This is a genomic window from Ahniella affigens (assembly GCF_003015185.1).
Classification (GTDB): domain Bacteria; phylum Pseudomonadota; class Gammaproteobacteria; order Xanthomonadales; family Ahniellaceae; genus Ahniella; species Ahniella affigens.
Genome location: NZ_CP027860.1, coordinates 1,661,518 through 1,685,763 on the forward strand (window position 1 = coordinate 1,661,518; position 24,246 = coordinate 1,685,763).

The 24,246-nt window shown below is 60.8% G+C and carries 18 protein-coding genes and 1 tRNA gene; 8 read left to right on the forward strand and 11 right to left on the reverse strand.

Translation table 11 applies throughout. From position 1 onward, the window contains the following. Window positions 1-367 precede the first annotated feature (367 nt). Together C7S18_RS06465 and C7S18_RS06470 are read left to right on the forward strand one after the other, a co-directional pair. Window positions 368-1,786 (forward strand): pyridoxal phosphate-dependent decarboxylase family protein, encoded by a 1,419-nt coding sequence (locus C7S18_RS06465; protein ID WP_206207988.1) that lies wholly within the window; start codon window positions 368-370, stop codon window positions 1,784-1,786. Window positions 1,787-1,871: 85 nt separating this feature from the next. After that, window positions 1,872-7,628 carry a Calx-beta domain-containing protein gene (locus C7S18_RS06470; protein ID WP_106890790.1) on the forward strand — a complete coding sequence of 1,919 codons (5,757 nt, stop codon included), beginning with the start codon at window positions 1,872-1,874 and terminating at the stop codon, window positions 7,626-7,628. Window positions 7,629-7,711: 83 nt separating this feature from the next. On the opposite strand, the gene C7S18_RS06475 is transcribed toward C7S18_RS06470, so the two are convergent. The 3 genes from C7S18_RS06475 to C7S18_RS06485 form a co-directional block, all read right to left on the reverse strand. Beyond that, window positions 7,712-9,265 carry a glucosyltransferase domain-containing protein gene (locus C7S18_RS06475; protein WP_106890791.1) on the reverse strand — a complete coding sequence of 518 codons (1,554 nt, stop codon included), beginning with the start codon at window positions 9,263-9,265 and terminating at the stop codon, window positions 7,712-7,714. Window positions 9,266-9,268: 3 nt separating this feature from the next. Then, window positions 9,269-10,672 (reverse strand): PhoH family protein, encoded by a 1,404-nt coding sequence (locus C7S18_RS06480; protein ID WP_106893939.1) that lies wholly within the window; start codon window positions 10,670-10,672, stop codon window positions 9,269-9,271. 162 nt (window positions 10,673-10,834) lie between these two features. Next, window positions 10,835-11,383 (reverse strand): glycine cleavage system transcriptional repressor, encoded by a 549-nt coding sequence (locus C7S18_RS06485; RefSeq protein ID WP_106890792.1) that lies wholly within the window; start codon window positions 11,381-11,383, stop codon window positions 10,835-10,837. Window positions 11,384-11,666: 283 nt separating this feature from the next. Here C7S18_RS06485 and dapA point away from each other — a divergent pair, with 283 nt between their 5' ends. Together dapA and C7S18_RS06495 are read left to right on the forward strand one after the other, a co-directional pair. Continuing rightward, window positions 11,667-12,545: a 4-hydroxy-tetrahydrodipicolinate synthase gene (gene dapA / locus C7S18_RS06490; protein WP_106893940.1), complete on the forward strand. Its 879-nt coding sequence runs from the start codon at window positions 11,667-11,669 to the stop codon at window positions 12,543-12,545. Between the two features lie 108 nt (window positions 12,546-12,653). Beyond that, window positions 12,654-13,223, forward strand: coding sequence for a hypothetical protein (locus C7S18_RS06495; protein WP_106890793.1), 570 nt, complete (start codon window positions 12,654-12,656; stop codon window positions 13,221-13,223). Window positions 13,224-13,472: 249 nt separating this feature from the next. Here C7S18_RS06495 and fdxA read toward each other — a convergent pair whose 3' ends face one another. The 3 genes from fdxA to C7S18_RS06510 all read right to left on the reverse strand — a co-directional run bounded on the left by fdxA (window position 13,473) and on the right by C7S18_RS06510 (window position 14,352). Then, on the reverse strand, window positions 13,473-13,796 hold the full coding sequence (fdxA, locus tag C7S18_RS06500; protein ID WP_106890794.1) for a ferredoxin FdxA: 324 nt from the start codon (window positions 13,794-13,796) through the stop codon (window positions 13,473-13,475). 31 nt (window positions 13,797-13,827) lie between these two features. Then, a tRNA-Glu gene (locus C7S18_RS06505) sits at window positions 13,828-13,903 on the reverse strand. A gap of 230 nt (window positions 13,904-14,133) precedes the next feature. After that, window positions 14,134-14,352, reverse strand: a complete 219-nt coding sequence (locus C7S18_RS06510; protein ID WP_146151795.1) for a hypothetical protein — start codon at window positions 14,350-14,352, stop codon at window positions 14,134-14,136. A 188-nt stretch (window positions 14,353-14,540) separates the two neighbouring features. Between C7S18_RS06510 and pcnB the strand changes: the two genes are divergently transcribed. The 4 genes from pcnB to panC all read left to right on the forward strand — a co-directional run bounded on the left by pcnB (window position 14,541) and on the right by panC (window position 18,306). Continuing rightward, entirely contained in the window at window positions 14,541-15,989 is a 1,449-nt protein-coding gene (gene pcnB, locus C7S18_RS06515; RefSeq protein WP_106890796.1) for a polynucleotide adenylyltransferase PcnB, read from the forward strand. Beyond that, the gene (gene folK, locus C7S18_RS06520; RefSeq protein ID WP_106890797.1) at window positions 15,986-16,489 is read left to right on the forward strand and encodes a 2-amino-4-hydroxy-6-hydroxymethyldihydropteridine diphosphokinase; all 504 of its coding nucleotides are present in this window, start codon (window positions 15,986-15,988) and stop codon (window positions 16,487-16,489) included. Before pcnB ends, folK begins: the two co-directional genes overlap by 4 nt. A gap of 141 nt (window positions 16,490-16,630) precedes the next feature. Continuing rightward, window positions 16,631-17,452: a 3-methyl-2-oxobutanoate hydroxymethyltransferase gene (gene panB / locus C7S18_RS06525; protein WP_106890798.1), complete on the forward strand. Its 822-nt coding sequence runs from the start codon at window positions 16,631-16,633 to the stop codon at window positions 17,450-17,452. A gap of 11 nt (window positions 17,453-17,463) precedes the next feature. Continuing rightward, window positions 17,464-18,306 carry a pantoate--beta-alanine ligase gene (gene panC / locus C7S18_RS06530; protein WP_106890799.1) on the forward strand — a complete coding sequence of 281 codons (843 nt, stop codon included), beginning with the start codon at window positions 17,464-17,466 and terminating at the stop codon, window positions 18,304-18,306. A 773-nt stretch (window positions 18,307-19,079) separates the two neighbouring features. On the opposite strand, the gene murB is transcribed toward panC, so the two are convergent. The 5 genes from murB to bioB form a co-directional block, all read right to left on the reverse strand. Continuing rightward, window positions 19,080-20,111, reverse strand: a complete 1,032-nt coding sequence (murB, locus tag C7S18_RS06535; protein ID WP_106890800.1) for a UDP-N-acetylmuramate dehydrogenase — start codon at window positions 20,109-20,111, stop codon at window positions 19,080-19,082. 1 nt (window position 20,112) lies between these two features. After that, window positions 20,113-21,144, reverse strand: a complete 1,032-nt coding sequence (locus C7S18_RS06540) for a quinone-dependent dihydroorotate dehydrogenase (protein ID WP_106890801.1) — start codon at window positions 21,142-21,144, stop codon at window positions 20,113-20,115. Window position 21,145: 1 nt separating this feature from the next. Then, window positions 21,146-21,433, reverse strand: a complete 288-nt coding sequence (locus C7S18_RS06545) for a DUF4190 domain-containing protein (RefSeq protein WP_106890802.1) — start codon at window positions 21,431-21,433, stop codon at window positions 21,146-21,148. Between the two features lie 14 nt (window positions 21,434-21,447). Then, a complete protein-coding gene (amaB, locus tag C7S18_RS06550) occupies window positions 21,448-22,983 on the reverse strand; it encodes an L-piperidine-6-carboxylate dehydrogenase (RefSeq protein ID WP_106890803.1) in 1,536 nt (511 codons plus the stop codon). Between the two features lie 163 nt (window positions 22,984-23,146). After that, window positions 23,147-24,160 (reverse strand): biotin synthase BioB, encoded by a 1,014-nt coding sequence (gene bioB, locus C7S18_RS06555; RefSeq protein ID WP_106890804.1) that lies wholly within the window; start codon window positions 24,158-24,160, stop codon window positions 23,147-23,149. Between the last annotated feature and the right edge of the window lie 86 nt (window positions 24,161-24,246).

Genomic DNA, 24,246 nt, shown 5'->3' on the forward strand with positions numbered 1-24,246 from the left:
AAACATTAGGTGGCTTTGCCCCAAGAATCGTTCGAGGCGGCGGTTTTTGTAGGAGCGGCTTCAGCCGCGAACGGTGATGCCGCAAGATTGGTTCGGGCCTGAAGGCCCTCCTACAAAAAGCGAAACGGTGATGCCGCAAGATTGGTTCGGGCCTGAAGGCCCTCCTACAAGAAGCGAAACGGTGATGCCGCAAGTTTGGTTCCGGCCTGAAGGCCATCCTACAAAAAGCGAAACGGTTCTGTCGCAAGATTGGTTCGGGCCTGAAGGCCTAACGCCTTGTTGGTTGGCTTGACCTGAAAAGCCACGATCGGCACCTGACGATCTTATGCGGTCTCCAGTAATCTGTACGGCATTCTGGAGAATGCCCATGGCACATCAATGGTTTCAGCAGGCTGACTTCGACGCCATGATCGCGCTGGCGTCAGAGGAGGCCCGGCTCTACTTGCAGCAGGTGCCAGATCGGCCAGTTCGGCACCAGGCAGATCGCGAGCGCTTGCTGTCGGTATTGGGCGGTTCCTTGGCAACAAGTGGTGCGGCGCCGGAGCAAATCGTGCGGCAATTGGCCGACACCGCGCATTGGGGCAACGTAGCCTGCAATTCGCCACGCTATTTCGGATTTGTCATCGGTGGTGCGTATCCCGTTTCGTTGGCGGCCGACTGGCTGGTATCGACATGGGATCAGAACGCCGGCATCTATGCGATTTCGCCGATGGTGTCGGTCATCGAGGAAGTCGCGGCCGGCTGGTTGTTGGATTTGTTTGGGCTGCCCAATGATGCAGGCGTCGGTTTTGTCACCGGTTGCCAGATGGCCAACTTCACGTGTTTGGCCGCCGCGCGTCACGGCGTATTGCGGCGAATCGGTGTGGACGTCGAAACAGAAGGCTTGGCGGGCAGCCCGCGAATTCATGTGGTGACGTCGGCGGAGTCGCATGTGACGATCGATATCGCATTGCGCTACCTCGGCTTTGGTACGCGCCACGTGCATCGCGTCGCCGCCGACGCGCAAGGCCGTATGCAACCCGATGCACTGGCCGCAATGCTGGAAACACTGTCCGGCCCGATCATCGTCTGTGCCCAAGCCGGCAACGTGAACACCGGTTCGTTTGATCCCCTAGCCGAGATTGCCGCGCTGACCAACGCAAAGGGCGCCTGGTTGCATGTCGATGGCGCGTTTGGTCTCTGGGCGCAGGCCAATCCGGAGTTGCGACATTTGTCGCGCGGCATAGAACTCGCCGACTCCTGGTCGACCGATGCGCACAAGTGGCTGAATGTGCCTTACGACTGCGGTGTTGCGATCGTTCGTCACGCCAATGATCATCGCGCGGCCATGATGTCTACGGCTGCCTATCTGGTGCAAACGGCGGGCAAGGAGCGGGACCCGACGGATTGGGGCCCGGAGTTCTCGCGGCGCGCCCGCAGTGTGCCGGTTTACGCCACATTGGCGAGTCTCGGTCGCTCGGGTGTGGCCGCATTGATCGAGCGGAGCTGCGCGCGGGCCCGGCAGTTTGCCGGCGTGCTCGCTGAATCGCCTGGGGTCGATATCTTGAATGACGTCGTGCTGAATCAGGTTCTGGTGCGGTTTGACCAGGATGATGCGCGGACGCGCGCCGTCATTGCGGCTGTCCAGCAGGAGGGCACGTGTTGGCTCGGCGGGACCGTTTGGCACGGGCTGGCGGCAATGCGCATCTCGGTTTCGAACTGGGCCACGTCGGAGGCGGATGTGGCGCGCAGCGCCGAAGCCATTCTGCGCTGCCATAGAATGCTGAGTGCATCACAGTCTGGGTGATTGAAGCCCGAAAAGCAGTTCGTTTTCTTAAGCTCAGTCGTTTCGAGAACCGTACGGGCATGCCGCCTGAGTTCTGGAGCGCATTATGGGTCGGTGGATCGGCAGACTGGGTCTGCTTTGTGGCTTATGGGTCACGCAAGAGGTTTGGGCTGCGAATTTTCTGGTCAACAGCACCGGTTCGCAGTCGGACGCTGATGCGTCCGCGCCGGGCGGCGACGACAATGTCTGCGACGTGGACTTGGCAACGGGCGGCCAACAGTGCACCCTGCGGGCAGCGATCCAGGAGGCCAATGACCAAACGGGCCCGCACAACATCACGTTCCAGAACTCGATCACGCTGATCACCCTGACGAACGGTCTCGATAACCTGACCGCGCCGGTCACGATCAACGGCACCACGAACAATGCCGCAAGTGGGAACCGGGTCGAGATCAACGCGAACAATACGGGCTGTTTCAATCTGGCCGAAACCAGTACGGCCGCCAACAGCAAAGGTGCACGCGGCTCGACGATCCAGAATCTGGTGATACGAAACTGCAGCGGCAACGGCATTACGCTGTCTGGGCACGGCTACACGATTACGGGTAATCGCATTGGGACGAATGCTGCGGGTGCCGCATCGGATCTGAACAACGATGCCAACGACGGCCATGGCATTTCGCTAAGTGGTACCGCGGCACAGCCGAATTCGTTCCCGAACGTCAGTGCGCTGATCAACGACCCACCGAACAACTTGGGCGAGATCGCAGCGTTTGTAACGGCGTTGCAGGCAGCACTGACGGTGATCGCCAATCCGACGTTCATTTCGAGCAACCTGATCAGCGGCAACAAAGGCGATGGCATCGACCTCTTTACGCCCAGCACCGTCAATGTGCAGGTCAACGCCAACATTGTCGGGCTCAATCAGGCGGGTCTGTTGGCATTGCCCAATGGTCGCGGCAGTGGGAATGGTGCCGGCATACGCATGTCTGGTGGCGCTTATGGCAACGTGATTGGCCCGGGCAACATCGTCAGTGGTCAGAACGAGGACAGCAGCGACGATGGCATCGTCATCAGCGGTGATGTGCTGGTGCCGAACTTCGTCTTCGGCAATCTGGTTGGCTTGGGTAGTGCCCCTGGGACGGATGTCGGCAATGGCGATGTCGGGATGTTTCTCGACACCAAGCCGGACCGGAACGGGGTGGGCGCTGACAACCCAACTGGTTTTAGCCTGTTCGTCGGTCCGGCGAATACCGTTTCAGACAACCGCAGTGACAATGGTGGCGGGTCGCTGGACGCGGTTAATGGCGACGTGTCGGGCGGCATTGTGATTACTGGCACGGCTGCGGGCGTGCGCGTCTACGCCAACATCATTGGCCTCGGGACGTTCCCAGCGGGCGGCACGCCACTTGGTGCGTTGGAATACGGCAACAAGGGCAATGGCATTGTCGTTACGACGAGCAATAACCAGATCGGCGGCAGCGAGGTGTTCGAGGCGAATTTGATTCTCGCGAATGAGCGGCACGGCATTCTGATCCGCGGTGGCGACGTCAGCAACGTGCGGGTGCAAGGCAATTTCATCGGCGCATCGGATCCAACAGGCCTTGGTATTTTCGGCTTTGGCAACCGCGGTGATGGGGTCTACATCGTTGACGCGAGCTCGGTCAAGGTTGGGGGCACGGGCGAGTTCGAAGACAATGTGATCGCCGCGAACGGCCGCCATGGCATCAAAGTGTTCGACAATGGTTCGGAAAGCGACAGCGGATGGTCGAACCTGTTTCAACGCAATCAGATTTATGCGAACGACCAGAATGCCGCAGACGGCATTGCTGGTCTGGGTATTGATCTCGATCAGACCCCCAACGGTGTCGACGCCGTTGACGATACCCCGGACGTGGATCCCAACCAGGCTTACGGCAACTTCGCGCAAAACGCGCCGATTCTCTGCACAGGCGCGGGCACACCGGACCCGTTGTGCACTGCTGGCCCGAGTTACAACGTCGGTAGTGGCGCGACCGCGGCACAGTGGACGATCAAGACGCGGCCGAATGGCAGCTATCGAATCGAATCGTTCCAACTGGCGGACGACGGTATGACGTTTTTGAACGAGCAGACGATCAGCACCGACGCAAGTGGCCGGCCGACCGGAGCTGGGTGCGTCGCGGGGCTTTGTTCCGCCAGTATCAGTCCGGCGACCGCCACCGACACGCGTGGCAGCAACTTGGTCATGACCGCAACGGATCTGTTCCTGGCGGATGTGCCACCGCTCAACGACGCGCCGCCAGTGCCGAACTCGGCAAGCAACAACACATCGGAGTTCTCGAACATCGCGCTGGTGCCGAATCCCGGGCAGCTGCGGTTCTCGCTGGCCTCTTACACCGTGGCGGAAGGAGTCGGCAACGCGACGATCACCGTTCAACGTGTCGGCGGTGCCGATGGCCCGGTGGGCGTAAGCTATGCGAGCAGCAATGGTAGTGCGAACGCGGGATCGGATTATTCGGCTGTGACCAGCACGCTGAGTTGGATGGATCAGGATAGTGCTGATCAAACGTTTGCCATCAGTATTGTCGACGACGGGCTGGACGAGGACGACGAAACGGTCAATTTGACGCTCAGCAGTCCAACCGGTGGTGCGACCCTTGCGGCGCCATCGACGGCGGTGTTGACGATTACCGACAACGATCCAATTCCCAGTCTGTCGATTGCTGACGTGACAGTCGCCGAGGGCAATGTCGGCACGAGCAACTTTCAGTTCACAATCACGCTGTCGGCAGCCAGTTCGAAGCCGGTTTCGGTGACAGCGGCGAGCAGTGTTGGCAGCGCCACAGCAGGCGTTGACTATCAGGTGTTGCCGGCCACAGTCGTCAACTTTGCAGCGGGTGAAACGAGCAAACCGGTTAACGTGCTGGTCAATGGCGATTCAGCCGAGGAGCCGGACGAAACGTTCTTGTTGAATCTGAGTGCTGCGACCAATGCCAGCATTCTCGATCCGCAGGCGCTTGGGACCATTGCCAACGATGACGCGGGCTTTTCGATCAGTGACGCGAGTGCCATGGAAAGCAACGTCGGTACCAGCAGTCTGAGCTTCACGATCACGCGTACAACCGGGAGCGGCGCGGCATCGGTCATGGTCACCAGCAGCGATGGGACCGCAACGCTCGCCGACAATGACTATCAAGCGTTGGCAGCGACCACGGTGAACTTCGCCGATGGCCAAACCTCAGCGCCAGTCGCGCTGACGATCAACGGTGATACGCGCTTTGAGGCCGACGAAACGGTCAACGTCACGATCAGCAATCCGGTTGGCGGCAGCATCGTTGACGCCACGGGCATTGGGACGATTCAGAACGATGATAGTCAGCCCATGGTGTCGATCAGCGATGTGAGCCAGGTTGAGGGGAATGCGGGCAATACGGCGTTCGCGTTTGCCGTGACGTTGTCGAATCCGAGCGCTCAAACCGTCAGTGTGTCGGCGCAAACTAACGACAGTAGCGCGAATGCAGGTAGTGACTACGCCAGCCTGCCCTTGACCGTGCTGACGTTCGTGCCCGGCGACGTGTCGGAAACGGTCCTGGTGCAAGTCAGTGGCGATGTGACGAACGAACCGAACGAGACGTTCAGTGTCGACCTCACCGGCCCAAACAATGCCAGCGTGCTGGACGCACAGGGTATCGGCACGATCCAGAACGATGATGCCGCTGGTGCCGAGTTCAATATCGATGATGTGAGTGTGCAGGAAGGCAATGCCGGCACCCAGCTGTTGACGTTTACGGTCAGCCGGACGCAATCGACGGGTGCGGCGTCAGTCCAGGTGCAAAGTGCCGACGGGACGGCCACATTGGCGGATGCGGATTATCTGGCGCTGGCACTGACGACCCTCAGCTTTGCCGACGGCGATGCCAGCGAAACCGTGTCCGTGACGATCAATGGCGACCTTCAGTTTGAGGCCGACGAAGTATTGAGCGTGATCCTGACCAACCCGGTCAATGCTGCGATCAATGATGGTACCGGCGTGGGCACGATCGGCAATGACGATGCAGCGCCTAGTATCAGCATCAGCGACGTGAGTCTTGTCGAAGGTAACGCGGGAACCACCGCGTTTCAATTCACGGTCTCGTTGTCCAATCCAAGCAGTCAGCCGGTGACGGTGATGGCTGCGAGCGCCAACGGGTCGGCCACGGCTGGCAGTGACTACACGATCCTGCCGGCAACGATGGTCAGTTTCGTTCCGGGTGACGTGAGCGAGATCATTGCAGTTGATGTCAGCGGCGACGTGACCGATGAGCCGACTGAGACATTTTTCGTCAACCTCACTGCGGCTAGCAATGCCACCATTGCGGATGCCCAAGGGCAGGGCACGATTCAGAATGATGACGGTGCCAGCGCGCTGTTCAGCATCGCGGATGCGAGCGTGGTGGAAGGAAACGCCGGGACGGTACAGTTGAGTTTTGTGGTGACCCGCAGCAATGCCACGGGTGCCGCGTCAGTCACGGGCAGCACGGCCGATGGATCGGCCACCGCCGCCGGTAACGACTATCTGCCGGTAGCCGCCCAAGTCCTGAACTTTGTCGATGGCGACGCTACCGAAACGTTGTTGGTGACGGTCAACGGTGACGTCACATTTGAGAGCGACGAGTTGTTGGGGGTGACGCTGAGCAATCCGGTGAACGGCGCCATTGGTGATGGCAATGCCGTGGGTACAATCAGCAACGATGATGCGCAGCCGAGCCTCAGTATCAGCGATGTGAGCCAACCTGAGGGGGCGGCCGGGTCTGCGGCGTTCACGTTCGATGTGATTTTATCGAATCCGAGCAGCCAAGTGATCAGTGTTACCGTTCAGTCAGTCGCTGGTTCGGCAACCGCCGGCACGGACTACCAAGCGCTTCCCGCGACGATGCTGAGTTTCGCGCCGGGTGATGTGCAGGAGACGGCGTCCGTTTTGGTCAATGGTGATCTGGTCGACGAGGCAGACGAGACCTTCCAGGTGACACTCAGTGCGCCGAGCAACGCCAGTATTCTGGATGCACAAGGCCTCGGGACGATCTTGAACGATGACGCAGCCGGCGGCAATTTCAGCATCTCGGACGCAAGCGTCGTGGAGGGTAATGCCGGAACGACGTTGCTGACGTTTACGGTGAGCCGTGATCAGACGGTGGGCGTTGCGTCCGTACAAGTCAGCAGTCTGGATGGCACGGCGACGGTGGTGGATAACGACTACGTCAGCCTGCCGGTCACGACTTTGGCATTTGCCGATGGTGATGGTGTCGCGACGGTGCAGGTAACGGTCAATGGCGACGACCGGTTTGAGCTCAACGAGACGATGAGTCTCGTGCTCGCAAACCCGGTCAACGCCGGTATCGCCGATGCCAGCGGGATCGGGACCCTGCAGAACGATGACCCGCTCCCCGGCATTTCGATCAGCGATCTCACGCAGGCTGAGGGCAATAGCGGGACCAGTACATTTGCCTTTGTCGTCGCGCTGACGAACCCCAGCAGTCAGGTGATTTCGGTGAATGTGGCCAGCACACCGATCAGTGCGAGTTCCGGTGCCGACTTCGCCGCAGTGCCGATGACGACCATCAACTTTGCGCCGGGTACGTTGAGTCAGACGGTCAATGTATCGGTGTTTGGCGACCTGCTGAATGAGGCGGACGAGACGTTCACGTTGGATCTCAGCAATCCGGTGAATGCAACGATCAATGACACGCAAGGGGTCGGCACCATTCAGGACGAGGATGCGGTCGGTCAAGGTGCCGGTGCGATACGCATTCCCAGCCTGGATGCCGCGGGGCGTTGGGTGCTGTTGATCCTGATCGGATTGCTGGGCATGAGCGTTCTGGCCGGCGCACGACCGCGGGCCTGAACGTCCCGGCGTGCGGTCGCTTGGTTGTGACGTGTCTCCGGGTGTTGCAGGGCTGACCAAAACGCAGCCCTGCCGCGGACGCTTCAGCTCGCCGGCCCATCGTGGCTGCAGTGCCACGATGCATCAGCAATCAGTTCCACGATGGCGGTGTGTTCGAAAATGCGAATACGATAATCGGCGCGCCGGACCACAACGCTCGGGCATTCGGTCGTAGACCAGCCGGGCGTTTCGGTGCGCGGCACGAGTCGGAGCGATTCCGGGAGGTGTTGACTCAGGAAGGCCACACTGAAGTCGTCACTGTGGTGGAGATAGGGCCAGATCATGCGACCGATAAACGGAAAGCTCTGGCCAATTCGTTGGGTCGTCGCGGATTGCGTCATGGAGCCGTCGAGCCGCACAGCGGTGATCCCCGCATCTTGTTGCAACTGCCACAGGTCGTCGCGCAGCGACGATACGATTCGGTGCTCCAGCTGCTTTTGAGCTTGCAGCGCATTGCCGTAAGCGTAAGCATGGGTCGTCGCAATGAGCATGAATAGGCCCGTCGCGGCGAACCAGGTACGGCGCAGAGCGGTTGCTACCGACGACGTGGTTTGGGCAGACCGCTCGATCGCGAAGGCACCAACGGCGAGGAACCCCGCAATCAACATGCCCGTGGCGAGCAGCACCCGAGGCAGAATCACGGGGTCACGGAGCAGCAGCATGGGTCCGACGCTCGCGAGCAGCATGGCAATCGGCAGAATCAGCCAGAACATTGCCGCGTAAAGGCTGGTGGCGGATGGCTGCGTGCGACGAAACTGCCACCAGGGCATGGCGCCCAGTGCAGCGAACAGAGCCCAAAGCAACAGCGTGCGGGCATGAAACGATGCCGCTGCAAAACCGATGAATGCGCTGCTATTGGCAATCAGGCCCGATAGCAAGTCATGGAACGGCAGCAGTTGGCTGTGCTCGCCGACCCAGGCTGACACCGAATGTGCGGTCAAGGTTCGATGCAACATTCCGATGGCACCGGCCAGCGCGACGGCGCCAAGAAGATCGCGCACGATGACGTGCATCACCTCGCCGTCCAAGCGCGCTCTGACCAACACCAGCAGGAACGCGACGAGAAAGACGTTGATGGCCGGCTGGTATAGGCCGAAACAAGCGAGCAGTGCGACCGCGGCGATCGCGATCCCGCCGGCATCGCGGCGGAATCGGGATGCGGCGAACAAAGCTGCGGTGCAACCCAATGCCATGAAGCCGGCGTCAAACTGATAACTCAAGTTTTCCAGATAGAAGGGTTGTGCCCCAATCGGTAATGCAACCAAGATGGCCATACCAACAGATTGGATCCGAATCCGTTGCAGCCAATAAAGGCTGCCTACTGCGAGGATGGGCAATGCCATCAGCTGTGGCAAGGGCGACAGATCGACCAGGCGGGACTGGCCCAAAGCCAGCACCCGCATCAACAGATTGCTCAGGTGTCGGCCGTTGGCATTCCAGCCATAGAAGCCGGTGGCCTGCCGCACGACGTCATCATTGAACGGTCGATCAGCCAGAATGATTGGCAGCAGGATGAGCACAAACCACAACCCCACGAGTCCTGCAAAGACCCGCCAATACCAGCGCGGGTCTTGCTGAATGCCGGCCGCCTGGTCCACAGGTTACAGCGATTCGGAGGCGAAGTCGGCCAGGCGCGAGCGCTCACCTCGGCGCAGGGTGATGTGGGCACTGTGTTGCCAGTCTTTGAATCGATCGACCGCATAGGTGAGTCCGGATGTGGTCTCGGTCAGATAAGGCGTATCGATTTGTTCGACATTGCCGAGGCACACCATTTTGGTGCCGGGGCCAGCCCGTGTGAGCAGTGTCTTCATTTGCTTGGGGGTGAGATTCTGTGCCTCGTCGATGATGACGTAGCGGCTGAGAAAGGTTCGGCCTCGCATGAAGTTCATCGAACGGATCTTGACTCGGGACGCGAGGAGATCATTCGTAGCTGCACGGCCCCACGAGCCGCCTTCCTTGGGTTCGGTGAGGACTTCCAGATTGTCGGTCAGGGCTCCCATCCAGGGAGTCATCTTCTCTTCTTCGGTGCCCGGCAGAAAACCGATGTCCTCGCCAACTGACACGGTGGCACGGGTCATGATGATCTCGCGATACCGCTGCTGGTCGAGCACCTGGGTCAACCCCGCGCCAAGCGCGAGCAACGTCTTGCCGGTGCCCGCCGTCCCGAGCAGCGTGACGAAATCGATATCGGGGTCCATCAGTGCGTTCAACGCAAAGTTCTGTTCGCGATTGCGGGCATGAATGCCCCAGACCGAGTGGCTGCCACCCTTGTAATCGTCCAACACCTGCAAGGTCACAACGCCGTCCTTGATGCGCAGCACGCGCATGACGGTGTCGTCATCACCCTCGCCGTTGAAATACAGGAACTGGTGGGGATGCCACTGTTCGTCCTTGCGCAGTTTGACTTCATAAAACGAATGGCCGCGCTCCGACCAGGAGCGCAGATCCTTGGCATGCTTGCTCCAGAACTCCTGGCTCAGTTCGGCGTGCCCCGTGTACAGCAGATTGAAATCGTCCAGGGCCCGGTCGTTTTCGTAATCTTCGGCCGGCACGCCAACGATGGACGCCTTGATCCGCATGTTGATGTCTTTCGACACCAGGACCACTTCCTTGCTCGGATTTTTCTCGCGCAGCACCAAGCTCGCCGCCAGGATCTGGTTGTCCGGCATCTGCTTCAGCTTGGTCTTGGTCGGTGCGTCATTGTTGGTTTGAAACAACAAGCGGCCGATCTTGGCTTCGTTGCGGAGTCGCAGCGCCTTGGGTCGGATCAGCTTCAGGCCCTTCTCGATATTCTGAGCGCCATTCGACTCAATGAGTTCATTGACGAAGCGGCTCACTTGCCGGGCATTGCGTGCGACTTCGGATGAGCCTTTCTTGCCGTTGTCGAGTTCCTCCAGAACGGTCATGGGCAAAAAGACATCGTGTTCCTCAAAACGGAACAGACTGGTCGGGTCGTGCATCAGCACATTGGTGTCGAGCACGTAGATCCGCTTGCGGTCAGTCATCATGGGCAAAGACTCCGGCGTGGGAGGAATCGGTCAGGAACAATGAGCACGCCCCACATCTCCGGCCACAGAAGGGGCGCGGCAGGGTAGGGAAGCGGTGGGCTGGCAGTCGAGCCAGAAGCCTGGCGGTTTGGGATCGGGCGCGTACGGGATCGATCCGCACTAAAACTTCACCGGGTCGAGAATGGCGTCGAGATTCATGCTATCGCAGAACTCGAGGAATTCGTCGCGCAGCCCAGCAAGATGCGTCTTGCCTGGAATGCCAATGGTCAGCTGTGCCTGGAACATCTCAGCACCCGTCTGCATGGCCCGGTAGCGGCTGGAGCTGAGGCTTTCGATCTGAATACCGCGCGCGGCGAAGAATTCTGCAATCTGGGTCAGGATGCCGGGCTTGTCGGCTGCCACCACTTCGACCAAGTACGGCAGAAGATTGCTCTGGGTTGGCTTGGCCTGGGTGCGCTGCGTCTGAATGCGGAGGGAGTCCTCGCGCTCCATGCGGCTCGCGGCGGACTCAAGTTTTGCGACGGCGTCCCAAGAGCCCACGACCAGCACGTTCAGCACAACATCCTCGCCCAGGCTGGCCAGGCGCGACTCGACGATGTGACAGCCCGCATCGGCGATGCGACGCGTGACAACCAACAAGGGCGAGCGAAGGTGCGGGGCCGTGGCACTCAGCAGCAGATAGTTTTCGTTCGAGTTCGGTCTTGCCACGTGTGATCACTGTCCTGCTGGTTCTGCCTGGTCGGAATAAGCCCACACGGAATCCTTGATACCGTGCTGACAAACGCTGGCTGGCGGCGCTCCCGCCGACAGTGATGAAACGGCGCAACCGTCAGCAAATGCTGCCGGTCCCGGGCGAAATTGAGGCGCTGCGCGGGCAGGCCGTGGATTCTCCGGGATGGTGCAAAGTTTCATACCCGTTCGTGCCTGAGAATACTTGTGACCCCTGGGGGCCGCAAGTAACATGCCGCGCGATTTGATTATTGGAACTGGCATGCGTTGGTCTGGCAGTATTTGTGCATTGGTGACACCGTTTGATGCATCGGGCGCGCTCGATGTGCCCGCACTTCAGAACCTGCTCGACTGGCACCAGTCGGCGGGCACTAGCGGCTTGGTCATTGCCGGTTCCACAGGCGAAGCGGCGTTGCTTGAAGATGGCGAATATGAGGCGCTGCTGCAGCAGGCGGCGCAGCACAATGCTGGTCGCTTGCCGTTGATCGCGGGTGTCGGGTCCCCTAGTACCCAAAAAACGATTCGGGCGGCCGCGGTGGCCAAGCAGGCCGGCTATCAGGCAGTCCTCGCGGTCACGCCCTATTACGTGCGGCCGACGCAGGCGGGTCTGAAGGCACACTACGTGGCGTTGGCCGACGCGAGCGCATTGCCGGTCATTTTGTACAACGTGCCAGGGCGCACCGGATCGGATTTGTTGCCGGAAACAGTGGCCGAACTCTGTACGCACGACAATATTGTTGGCATCAAGGAAGCGCGTGCCGAGCCTGACCGTATGCAGGCGCTGTTGGCGCTGCAGGCAGACGGATTCGACGTCCTGAGCGGTGACGACGGTACCGGCTTGCGAGCCATGCAGGCGGGCGCCCGCGGCATCATTTCGGTCGCTGCGAATGTTGTTCCGGAGCAGTTTGCGCGGATGTGTCGACACGCGCTGGCACAGGAGTTTGCGGATGCCCAAGCCATCGATGACCAACTCCGTTTGCTTTACGACGCGTTGGGGATCGAATCGAACCCCATTCCCGCCAAGTTTTTGCTCGCCGCAGCAGAGCGTTGCCAAAACGTGCTGCGCCTGCCGCTGCAGGGCCTGGCCGAGCCTTATCGTGCTGCAGTGTTGGCGGCATGGGTCGAGGCGGAGTTGGCGTGAGTCGGCGGTTTCGCCCGATCTGCCCCTGTCTTCCTTAACATTTGGCTTGCTAAGATCGCGGCTTTGATCGACGCGCCATCGTGGCGTGCCAGAAGGGAATCGTCCTACATGCTCCGAATTCGTCACTGCCTGATCCTGGCCCTGAGCCTTACCGCCATTTCTGGCTGCTCTTGGCTGAAAAATGAAGAGCGCCATCAGCGCTACCTGGAGACCGGTGCTGGTCGGGCTTTGGAGGTACCACCGGAACTCGATTCGCCAGCGCATCGCAACGATCTGGAAGTGCCGCCTGGCGATCTCAACCGGGAAGTGCTGAACACCCAGCCACCCGGTGGCATCGAAGTGCTGGCTGGTAGCGTCGATGGCGGCGTCAAGATCGACCTGCCGCCGCCTGATGCGTTCGATGAGATCAAATCGGCGCTGCAGGCTGCCGAGGTCGGCAAGATTCAGAGCGCCAACGCTGCCAAGCTGACCTTGCAGGTCGCGGTGATTACTCGCACCGAAAAGAAACGCTGGTTCCGCAAAGACAAGATTGAAGAAATCGAGACCGTACGTACGCTGCATGTGGACGCCAACGGTACCGGCAGTGTCGTGACCGTCAGCAATGAGTCGGGCTCTCTGACCGAAGATGATGCTGCGGCCAAGCTGCTCGGCGTGGTGCGGGACCGCTTCGGCGGTTGAGTCACGGCAATTCGGCTCGCAAACGAAAGAGGCCGCTTCGCTGCGGCCTCTTTTGCTATGGAACGCTGAAGCAGTTCGGTGTCGATGCGGGCTATGAATGGGTCGACGTGAGCTCACCGCCGACGCGACTGGCTCAGCGTGGGTCTGAAAGTCCAGGATGAATCCATGCAGCCCCATATTTATCGGGGCCAGTGCACAGTCGGCGCACTGCTGCCAAACCGCGACGCGTGCTCGGAAACCGCGGCGCGCTCAGCGCTCCAGCAATGGCAGCTTGTTCGGTTTGCCGTCCCAGTCCTTGGCGTCTGCCGGGGGCTCTTTGCGTTGCGTGATCACCGGCCATGCGCGCGACAGTTCGGCGTTGAGGGCGGTGAAGCCTTCTTGGCCAGCCGGCACATCGTCCTCCGGAAAAATGGCCTTCGCCGGGCATTCGGGTTCGCAGAGCGTGCAATCGATGCACTCATCCGGGTCGATCACCAGGAAATTGGGACCTTCGTGGAAGCAGTCGACGGGACAGACTTCGACGCAGTCCATGTATTTGCACTTGATGCAATTCTCGGTGACAACAAAGGTCATGGGCCGGATAACAGGCGATAGAGCGCGAAAATGGTACTCCCAAGGGGACTCGAACCCCTGTTTTCGCCGTGAGAGGGCGACGTCCTGGGCCACTAGACGATGGGAGCGTGGCAGTCCTCTAGTATAGCTCGCGCCTTTTTTCGCACAAGCAGTCATAATTGGCGCCGGGGCATCGGGCGGCGCGCCGTTCAGCAAGCAGGACTGCTGAATTGTTCTTCGGGCAATTTGTGCAACAGATTGATTCGAAGTATGTCATCCTCCCGTTACGAGGGTTCCTGGGGGCGTCGCGATTCATTGGCATCCAGCGCTTGGCTCTGAATGCGGTGACGACCTGAGATCAGTAGTCAGCCGCTGGCTGATCATTGCTCTCAATACACAGTTGCGAATCAGGGCGGTGCAGCGTGCCGCGGTTGATCGCTTCGGCGATGCGAATCTGGAATGCCTCGCTCGTGTCACGCCATTGGGCGTGGCCGGCCTCGCGTAGCGCTGCACGGCTTTGCGCGCGCAGGACCACCGGATGCAACGCCTGGGCGTGGCAATCGGCGAGTCCGGGCAATTTGTTGCAACAGTGGCTTGACCGAGGCCAAACCGAGCGCCGAGTGCGTGCAGTTTGGTAGATTGCCAAGTCCAAAAGACTTTGAATCCATTCAAAGTCATTCATACTCCTGCCAAGGCAGTGCAGGGCGCTTATGCTTCGGCATAGGACCATGGCAACTGCCAGTTGACCCGATTAGAAGCGCAACGATGTTGAATCAATGGATCAAGCGCGTGTTCGGTGGCCGCAAGGCCAAGCCTGCCAAGGTCGAACCCGCGCCGATAGAAAATCTCGCCGACCGGCGTGCCCGGATTGCTGCCGGACTGCGCGTCATCGCGCGCGACCAGCACAGCATTTCCCGGAAGCAGATCAGTCAGAACGCACTTCGCGTGCTGTACAAACTCCGCGACGCAGGCTTTCATGCCTATCTCGTGGGTGGCGCCGTTCGCGATCTCATGCTTGGGATCACGCCCAAGGACTTTGACGTTGCCACCGACGCCCACCCCGAGCAAGTCAAGCAACTGTTTCGAAACTGCCGGCTGATCGGTCGGCGCTTCCGACTCGCGCACGTGCATTTTGGCGATGAGATCATTGAGGTCGCCACGTTCCGCGGAAGCGCGGCAGACGAAGATGGGGGCGCGGAAGCGCGCGAAGTCGTCGATGGGCGAATTTTGCGCGATAACGTTTACGGCAGTATCGAAGAGGATGCCATTCGGCGCGACTTCACGGTGAACGCGCTGTACTACGCGATCGAGGACTTCTCGGTTCGTGACTACGTGGGCGCGGTAGCTGATATCGACGCCCGCTTGCTCCGTCTCATTGGTGACCCGACCGAACGGTATCGCGAAGATCCAGTGCGCATGTTGCGGGCGTGTCGGCTGGCCGCAAAACTGAATTTTACCGTCGAGGCCACTGCTGCGCGAGCCATGCACGACCAGGCCGCATTGATCTTGAACGCCGCGCCTGCGCGCTTGTTCGATGAGTGCTTGAAGCTCTTCATGAGCGGTCATGGGTTGCGGAGCTATCAGCAACTCACCGAGCACGGCATGTTCAACGTGCTGTTCCCGGAATTGGCCGAGCAAGTTGCCGCACATGCCGGCGCGCGCCAAATGGTCGAGGCGGCGCTCAATGCGACCGACCAGCGTGTGCTGGATGGCCGCCCGGTCACGCCTGCGTATCTCTTTGCCGCGATGTTCTGGCCTTGGCTGGTCGAGGCCCGTAAACGGCTGCCGCCTGCCCAGGCCCCAGACGCCACGCGGATCGCTGGCGAGCGGGTCCTGGACAAGCAAGTGCGCCGCATTGCGTTGCCGAAGCGCTACAGTGTACCCATGGCCGAAATCTGGGCGCTGCAGGACCGCCTGGAAGCCAGTCGAAAGAAGCGCGCCGGCAAGCTCGCGTCACATCCAAAGTTCCGCGCTGCCTACGACTTTTTGTGCCTGCGCGCCGAATTCGAGCCCGGTCTCAAAGATCAAGTGCACTACTGGCAGCAGGTGTTCCAGCAACAGGACCAACGCGGTCAGGCAGACGGTTCTGACCCGGATGCGCCCGAAGCGGAGTCGCCGGAAGTGGAAGCCACTGAGGTGCCCGATGGCTCGCCAAAGAAAAAGCGCCGTCGGCGTCGGCGCAAACCGAAAACGGCTCCCTCTCCGGCGCCATGACGATCGTGCACGAGCCGATCGTGATCGCGCTCGGCAGCAACATGCAGGACCCGCCCGCACAAATCCGGGCGGCGTTCGAAAGGCTGCAACGCTTGCCTGACAGTCGGAATTGGCGTTTGTCCAGGGTGTTTCGGACACCGCCGTGGGGCATCCGCGAACAGGCTGAATTTGCCAATGCGGTGGCGTTGGCAGATGTTTCGCTGGCCCCAGTCGCGTTGATGCAGGCGTTGCTCAAGATTGAAGCCGAGCTCGGTCGCGAGCGTCTTGGGCCGCGCAATGGTCCGCGGTCGATCGACTTGGACTTGATCGGTTTTGGCCATCGCCAGTTTGAGGTTGAGGCGCTCGTCGTGCCGCATCCCCGGGCGCGGGAGCGGGCCTTTGTGCTGGGCCCGTGGCGCGATCTTGCGCCCGATGCCAGCTTCCCGGATGGAACGCCGATTGCGGGAGCCTGGGCGGCGCTTCCCGTTGCCGAACGAAACGCGATTCAACCCTGGAACTGATGCAGCTGGCATCGTTTCGTGACGGTCCGTCGCGCGGCGCTCACATCAGCAATAGCGCGATGCCTGGAATCATGAGCGCCCGACGTGTGCAATCCGGGGCAAGCTGCTAGATTCGGCGCCCCTTTTGCGCTCAGGATATCCATGTACGCCGAGCCCCGTGAGGTCCGCGCGACCCCGCTGACCGTGCCTGATCTGATGCGCATGCGCGTCGAGCGTCAGCCGATTGCCGCCCTGACCGCCTACGAGGCCAGCACCGCAGCCCTGATGGACCTTGCGGGTGTTGACGTCATCCTGATTGGCGACTCGCTCGGGATGGTGGTGCAAGGGCACCGCAGCACCTTGCCGGTCACGGTCGAACACATTCTGTATCACGCCGAGGCCGTTGCGCGCGGCAGCCAGCGTGCCGTGCGCATTGCCGACATGCCGTTTGGCAGCTGCCCCGATCCGCAAACAGCCTATCGCAATGCGGCGAGGCTGATTGCCGAGGGCAACACGGCCATGGTCAAGATCGAGGGCGCCGGGGTCATGTTGCCCGTGATCGAATACCTCGTTGCCCGCGATATCCCGGTATGTGGGCACGTGGGACTGACGCCGCAATCGGTGCTGAAGACGGGTGGCTACAAGCTGCAAGGTCGAACGGATGAAGCTGCCGAGCAGGTCTTGGCGAATGCCCGGGCGGTGCAGAATGCCGGCGCGGCGCTGATGGTGCTCGAATGTGTGCCAGCCGGGCTTGGCAAGCTGGTGACCGAGGCGCTGAGCGTGCCGGTGATCGGAATCGGCGCCGGCGTCGATTGCGACGGCCAGATTCTGGTGTTGCACGACATCTTGGGCATTGCCACCCGCCGTCGGCCCAAATTTGTGCGCAACTTTCTGGATGGGTCTGGATCGATTCAAGGCGCCATCCGGACCTATGTCGATGCCGTCCGGTCCCGTCAGTTTCCGGATTCTGAACATTCCTATTGATCGAGGGCGACATGCTGACGGTTCATGAGCTTTCAGGCCTCAGACAATGGCGCGCCGATATGCGGTCTGCGGGCAAGCGTGTGGCATTCGTGCCCACCATGGGCAACTTGCATCGAGGCCATTTCTCGCTCGTCGAGCAGGCGCGTGAGTCGGCCGATGCAGTGGTGGCCAGCATTTTCGTCAATCCGACCCAGTTTGGCCCGAACGAAGACTTTGCGAGCTATCCCAGAACGCTTTCAGAAGATCAAGCTGGCTTGGCGGCAGCGGGTTGTGATCTGGTGTTTGCGCCCGACGTCGCCACCATGTACCCCATCGGAGTCGAGCGGACGGTCCGCATGGAGGTGCCGGACGTATCGACCGGATTGTGCGGCGATATCCGTCCCGGCCATTTCGCTGGTGTCGCGACAGTCGTTGCCCGGCTCTTCAACATGGTGCAGCCCGAAACCGCTTGGTTTGGCCGAAAAGACTTTCAACAGGTGCTGGTGATCAGACGGATGGTCGAGGACTTGTCGTTTCCGATCGACCTTCGTGTTGGCGACACCGTCCGTGAGGCGAACGGCCTGGCGATGAGTTCCCGCAACGCCTACTTGACCAATGCCGAGCGCGAGCAGGCCGCCGAGATCTTTCGAACTCTGACGGCAGTGACCGAGTCCGTGCGCGCCGGCCGTCGGCTGGGCCTGATCGAAACCGCCGCGGTGGATCGGCTTCAGGGCGCAGGGTTCCGGGTGGACTACGTGTCGATTCGTCGCGCTGCCGATCTGTCGGTACCGACCGAGCCCAATGAACCGGGTCTCGTCGTGCTGGCTGCGGCCCGCCTTGGTAAGGCTCGCCTGATCGACAACCTGTTGATCTGAGACACGCCGCCGATCTGACGGGAGTCGCTCAGACCGGCGCGCAGGCGCTTTTGTTCACGCGTTCGGAAATGCATTCGGCCAAGAGCCCAAGCGTGGCTGCGGGCGAAGAGGTGCGCCGAATCAATGGCGCAAACCTCGCCTGAGCACCTGATTGATTGTGAACAAACTCACGATCACGCAGAGCATTTGCCAACTCCCCGGTATGCGTGTGATGGCCAAGCTAATCGCAAGTAAGCCGCGCTCCAAGTTTCCGTACGCTCGCAAAGGACGGCGTCGACTCGCGCTCTCTTCAAACACGCCGTAACCCATTGGTATTGATAACCAATTAATTGCGATTGGTGACGAGTTTGACCGCAAGTAGCCCTCTCCCCAGCCCTCTCCCACTCGCGTGGGAGAGGGAGCGCCCCCTCTCCTACGTGAGTGGGAGAGGGCTACTTGCGACGTAACGTTATGATAAAAAACGAACTTTCGGCATGTTAAGAGTTTGTTGTAAAAAAGCCGTTGCGCCAAAACAACAAAATGTCGCAGGTGGGCAACAGGGTGTTGCTTTTCCGCACATGCATTGGTACAGTTCATCCCGCTGGTGGGTTCTTTGATCGCTGAATGGCGATCCCCACCTCAGCAGGGCGCATTGTTTAGGTAATCGTCACTCCGATTCGACCCTCCCAGGCCTTCTGTGGAGGGTTTTTTTTCGCCCGCACCACGCATTCAGCCAGACGCCGCTTGGCTACTCCAGGCGATCTAAGCGCCCCCACGCGGATTGCGCGGGGTGGTCACGGCCAGCAGACGGGTTCCGGTTCGAGGTGCACGCCAAAGCGGTCTTTAACGGTGGCCTGGACCCGGGCCGCAAACCGACGCAGGTCGGCGCCGCTTGCCTGACCGAAGTTGACGAGCACCAATGCATGCCCAGGCGCGATGCCGGCATCGCCGTCGCGTGCGCCCTTCAGACTGGCGCGTTCAATCAACCAGCCAGCGCTCAACTTGGCGCCGCCGTTCGCGCTCGGCCAATAGACCAAGTCCGGTTCGCGTGACTTGAGGTCCGCCAACGTGTCGGCGTCCACCATGGGATTCTTGAAATAGCTCCCGGCGTTGGGCAGGAGCGCCGGGTCGGGCAACTTTCGTTGGCGCAATCGGATGACGGCTTCGGCAACGTCCCGGGCCGTTGGCGTGATGACCCCCGTTGTTCGCAATTCGTCGGCAATGCCTTGATAGTGCGTGCGCAGTGCCGCGTGACGATGTAGTGCGAACTGTACGGCCACCACCACGAACCGATCGGGTTCGCGTTTGAACAGGCTGTCACGATAGGCGAAGGCACACGCAGCAGTTGGCAATGTGCGGAATTGATGGGTGTCGCGGTCATAGACCTCGACCGCAACAATGCGCTCGCCGACTTCCAATCCGTACGCGCCGATGTTCTGAATCGGCGCCGCGCCAACGGTGCCCGGAATCAGCGCCAGGTTCTCCAGTCCTTGCCAGCCCCGTTCCAGGCTGGCCATCACCAACGCGTGCCAGTTCAGGCCCGCGCCGGCACGAACAATGGCGTGCTCCTGATTGGGGTCGGGCCAGTGCACGTCTTCGTTGCAGAGTTTGAGCACGGTACCGGGAACGTCGGCACTCAAAAGCAGATTGCTGCCCCCGCCGAGTACGCGGATCGGCCCGTGTGCCTGTCCCGATTGCGCTAACAGTTGCGGCAGGCAGGTGGGGTCGAAGACTTCAATCAATCGCTCGGCTTGCGCCGCCACGCGCAGCGTGTTGCGGCCCAGAAGCGATGCGTTCAGTGTGACGTGATAGCCTGTTTCGGCCATGTCAGGCGGGTTGCGAGTTGCGGTGCTTCAGCGCTTCGACGCATTCGGCAATCAGCGCCGGGCCGCGATACACCAAACCGGTGTAGCACTGCACGAGACTCGCGCCGGCATCGAGCTTGGCGCAAGCGTCCTGCCCACTGAGAATCCCGCCTACGCCGATCATCGGAATGCGGCCCCGGATCCGCGCATGCATCGCTTTGAGCGTATTGGTGCTTGGCGCGAACACCGGCCGGCCCGACAGCCCGCCTGCTTCGTCTGCGTGGCGATGGCCGCGCACGGCGTCGCGAGCGATGGTGGTGTTGGTCACGATCAGGCCGTCGATCTGCTCGGACAAAAACACGTCGGCCATGCCGTCGAGATCGGCTTCGGTCAGATCGGGCGCGATCTTGACGAGCACGGGCACGCGCTTGCCGTGCTTGCTGACATTCGCCTCACGTGCCTCGAGCAGACTGGCTACCAGACGACGCAGCGCATCTTCGCTTTGCAAATCCCGAAGGCCCTGCGTGTTGGGCGATGAGATATTGACCGTGACGTAGTCGGCGCGCGCATAAACCTTATGGAGCCCGATCAAATAGTCGTCGACCGCGCGCTCATTGGGGGTGTCTTTGTTCTTGCCGATATTGATGCCGAGCGGACCCTTGAAGCGCACGCACTCGAGATTCTTCAGCAGCGCGTCAACGCCTTCGTTGTTGAAGCCCAGGCGATTGATGACCGCCTCATGCTCAGGCAGCCGGAACATGCGCGGCTTCGGATTCCCGGGTTGGGCCTTGGGAGTTGTGGTGCCGACTTCGATAAAGCCAAAGCCCAATGCCGCCATCGCGTCGACATATTCGCCATTCTTGTCGAGCCCGGCGGCGAGCCCGACCGGATTGTTGAAGCGCAATCCGAACACGTCCACCGGCAGCGGCTTGGGGCGTGACGCCAATAGCGGATTGAGGCCGCTGCGATAAGCCGCGGCCATGGCTTTCAGCCCGACGTGATGGGCGGTCTCGGCATCCAGCGCAAACAAAAACGGACGGGCGAGACCGTACATGTCAGTGCGCGGCAGTGGTCAACGCAAAACCGAAAAACGCGATCGCGATGATCACGAAAATCACGCCGATGATCGACAAAATGATCTGGGCGTATCCAAGAATCAATCCGATGGTCGCCATCCCGTCACCGCCCAGTTGACCGTTGGCGGCGCGGATTTCGCGACGGGCCAGATGCCCGCAGACAATGGCGATCAACGCGCAGATGAACGGGAGGACCAACCAGCCCAGAATGCCGGTGACGAGGCTGATCACCGCCATGTTGCTGTTGGGAAGCGAGGGCTGGTTCATGATCGTTCCTCGACTCAGAAGTCGAACTTGATGCCCTGGGCCAGCGGCAGCGCGTCCGAATAGTTGATGGTGTTGGTCTGGCGACGCATATAGGCCTGCCATGCGGTCGAGCCCGACTCACGGCCACCGCCGGTTTCCTTTTCGCCACCAAAAGCGCCGCCGATTTCGGCACCGCTCGTACCGATGTTGACGTTGGCGATGCCGCAGTCCGATCCGGCTGCAGTCAGGAACGCTTCGGCTGCCTTGACGTTCTGGGTGAAGATCGACGACGACAGCCCCTGCGGCACGCCGTTCTGCAGTGCGATCGCTTCGGGCAATGTCTTGAACGGCATCACGTACAGAATGGGCGCAAATGTCTCGTGCTGGACGATGTCATCGCTGTTCTTCAGGCCCGTGACGATCGTCGGCAACACAAAGTTGCCCGGGCGATCGACGCGCGTGCCGCCGCATTCGATGGTGCCACCGAGTTCTTTGCAGCGCGCCACCGCCTTGAGGAACGCCGACACCGAGGCCTCGCTGTTCAGCGGGCCGAGCAGGGTGGCAGGATCGGTTGGATCACCGAGACGCTTTTCAACTTGCGTGTAGGCGCTCTTCAGCTTGGCCAGCACGTCGGCATAAATCGTGTCTTGAACGAACACGCGGCGCGTCGTGGTGCAGCGCTGGCCGGCGGTACCCACCGCGCCAAATACGATGGCCGGAATGGCCAGTTTCAGATCGGCGCTGTCGTCAACGATGATGGCGTTGTTGCCGCCGAGCTCAAGCAGGCTGCGGCCCATGCGTTGCGCGACGCGCTCGCCGACAATGCGGCCCACCTGGGTCGAACCAGTGAAGCTGATCAGCGGAATACGCGCGTCGTCGACAAACTTTTGCGCGATCTGCGTGCCGGCATCATTGAACAGGAAGAACAGATCCGGGAAGCCCGCCTTGCGCAGCGCTTCGTTGCAGATCTTCATCGACGCGATGGCCGTCAGCGGGGTCTTCGGGCTCGGCTTCCAGATCGAAATATCGCCGCAGATGGCAGCGATGAACGAGTTCCAGGCCCACACGGCAACCGGGAAGTTGAAGGCGGAGATGATGCCGACCAGACCGAGCGGATGCCATTGCTCATACATGCGATGACCGGGGCGCTCGGAGTGCATGGTGTAGCCATACAGCATGCGGCTTTGGCCCACGGCGAAGTCGGCGATGTCGATCATTTCCTGCACTTCGCCATCGCCTTCGGCCTTGATCTTGCCCATTTCGAGCGCAACCAGCGAGCCGAGTGCATCTTTGTGCTGACGCAGCGCATCGCCGCACAGGCGGATTGCTTCGCCGCGCTTCGGGGCCGGCGTGGTGCGCCAGATCTTGAAGGCCGCCTGGGCGCGCTCAATGATCGTGTCGTAGTCGGCAATCGAACTGGCATGCACACGGGCAATCACGTCGCCCGTGCTTGGGTTGATCGGCTCCAGTACGCCAGCGTCCTGGGTCTTGGACCATTCGCCGTTGCCGAGATAGGTGCCGGAGTTGTCGGCGCTAAGACCGAGCGCGGCCAGGATCGATTGATGCGACATAAGAACCCTCTAAATTGAGTGGGCGGACAGCGCCCGAGACATTAGCCAAGTATTGTAGCGGTCCGGTTTTTGGCCGGGCAATGCCAAAACGCGGGCGCGGGGGCACCACTGCCGGTTGGATCAGGCTCGGTTCAGAGGCGACGTGGCGGCCAGGCCGCCAAACTCAAGCGGCGGCGCTTTCGACGGTTTCGGTAATGCCGGCGTGGACGGTATTGCCGCTATCGATGACCTGCAGCGGGCGAATGCCGAGTTTGGCAAACAGTGCGCGGTCCGCGTCGGCTTCGGGATTGGCGGTTGTCAGCAGTTTCTCGCCGTAGAAAATCGAATTGGCGCCAGCCAGGAAGCATAACGACTGCAGTTCTTCGCTCATCGTTTCGCGACCCGCCGAGAGGCGCACCATTGACTTCGGCATCATGATCCGGGCGACGGCGATCGTCCGCACGAATTCGAAGGCGTCGAGTTCGGCTTGTTCGGCGAGTGGTGTGCCGGCCACGCGCACGAGGCGATTGATCGGGACGCTGTCCGGATGCGCGGGCAGATTGGCCAGCGCCATTAGCAGGCCAGCGCGATCGGTCTGTGACTCGCCCATCCCGACAATGCCGCCGCAGCAAGTCTTCATGCCGACATCGCGGACGTGCGTGAGTGTATCGAGGCGATCCTGGTAGCAACGGGTCGAAATGATTTCGCCGTAGAACTCGGGCGACGTATCGAGGTTGTGATTGTAATAGTCGAGGCCGGCGTGCTTCAGCGCCGCGGCTTGGTCGCGACTCAGCATCCCGAGCGTCGCGCAGGTTTCGAGGCCCAATGCCTTCACTTCCCGCACCATGTCAGCCACGGGTGCGATGTCTTTGTCGCGCGGCGAGCGCCAGGCGGCGCCCATGCAGAATCGGCTGGCCCCACTGGCCTTGGCTTCTTTGGCCTTGGCAATCACGGCGGCAAGCGGCATCAAACGCTCGGCCTTCAGGCCGGTGTCATAGCGCGCACTTTGCGGACAGTAGGCACAATCCTCAGGACACGCGCCGGTCTTGATCGACAGCAGCGTCGAGACCTGCACTTCGTTGGCGTCAAAATGTTCGCGATGGACCGTCTGCGCCCGAAAAATCAGATCGTTGAAGGGCAGGGCGAACAAGGCGAGAACCTCGTCGCGGGTCCAGTCATTGCGAAGCGGAGCGGGCATGGTTGATCAGGTCCGGCGGGAAAAGTGGGAAGTCTGGAAGCCTCACGCGCGCCTGTCAAATCGGAGATTGGCGCACAACGGCTGTT

Bases quoted from the DNA above. Each gene is read 5' to 3' on its own strand.
- C7S18_RS06465 (WP_206207988.1), top strand. From the start codon at position 368: ATGGCACATCAATGGTTTCAGCAGGCTGACTTCGACGCCATGATCGCG.
- C7S18_RS06470 (WP_106890790.1), top strand. From the start codon at position 1,872: ATGGGTCGGTGGATCGGCAGACTGGGTCTGCTTTGTGGCTTATGGGTC.
- C7S18_RS06480 (WP_106893939.1), bottom strand. From the start codon at position 10,672: ATGACTGACCGCAAGCGGATCTACGTGCTCGACACCAATGTGCTGATG.
- dapA (WP_106893940.1), top strand. From the start codon at position 11,667: ATGCGTTGGTCTGGCAGTATTTGTGCATTGGTGACACCGTTTGATGCA.
- C7S18_RS06495 (WP_106890793.1), top strand. From the start codon at position 12,654: ATGCTCCGAATTCGTCACTGCCTGATCCTGGCCCTGAGCCTTACCGCC.
- fdxA (WP_106890794.1), bottom strand. From the start codon at position 13,796: ATGACCTTTGTTGTCACCGAGAATTGCATCAAGTGCAAATACATGGAC.
- pcnB (WP_106890796.1), top strand. From the start codon at position 14,541: ATGTTGAATCAATGGATCAAGCGCGTGTTCGGTGGCCGCAAGGCCAAG.
- folK (WP_106890797.1), top strand. From the start codon at position 15,986: ATGACGATCGTGCACGAGCCGATCGTGATCGCGCTCGGCAGCAACATG.
- panB (WP_106890798.1), top strand. From the start codon at position 16,631: ATGTACGCCGAGCCCCGTGAGGTCCGCGCGACCCCGCTGACCGTGCCT.
- panC (WP_106890799.1), top strand. From the start codon at position 17,464: ATGCTGACGGTTCATGAGCTTTCAGGCCTCAGACAATGGCGCGCCGAT.
- murB (WP_106890800.1), bottom strand. From the start codon at position 20,111: ATGGCCGAAACAGGCTATCACGTCACACTGAACGCATCGCTTCTGGGC.
- C7S18_RS06540 (WP_106890801.1), bottom strand. From the start codon at position 21,144: ATGTACGGTCTCGCCCGTCCGTTTTTGTTTGCGCTGGATGCCGAGACC.
- C7S18_RS06545 (WP_106890802.1), bottom strand. From the start codon at position 21,433: ATGAACCAGCCCTCGCTTCCCAACAGCAACATGGCGGTGATCAGCCTC.
- amaB (WP_106890803.1), bottom strand. From the start codon at position 22,983: ATGTCGCATCAATCGATCCTGGCCGCGCTCGGTCTTAGCGCCGACAAC.
- bioB (WP_106890804.1), bottom strand. From the start codon at position 24,160: ATGCCCGCTCCGCTTCGCAATGACTGGACCCGCGACGAGGTTCTCGCC.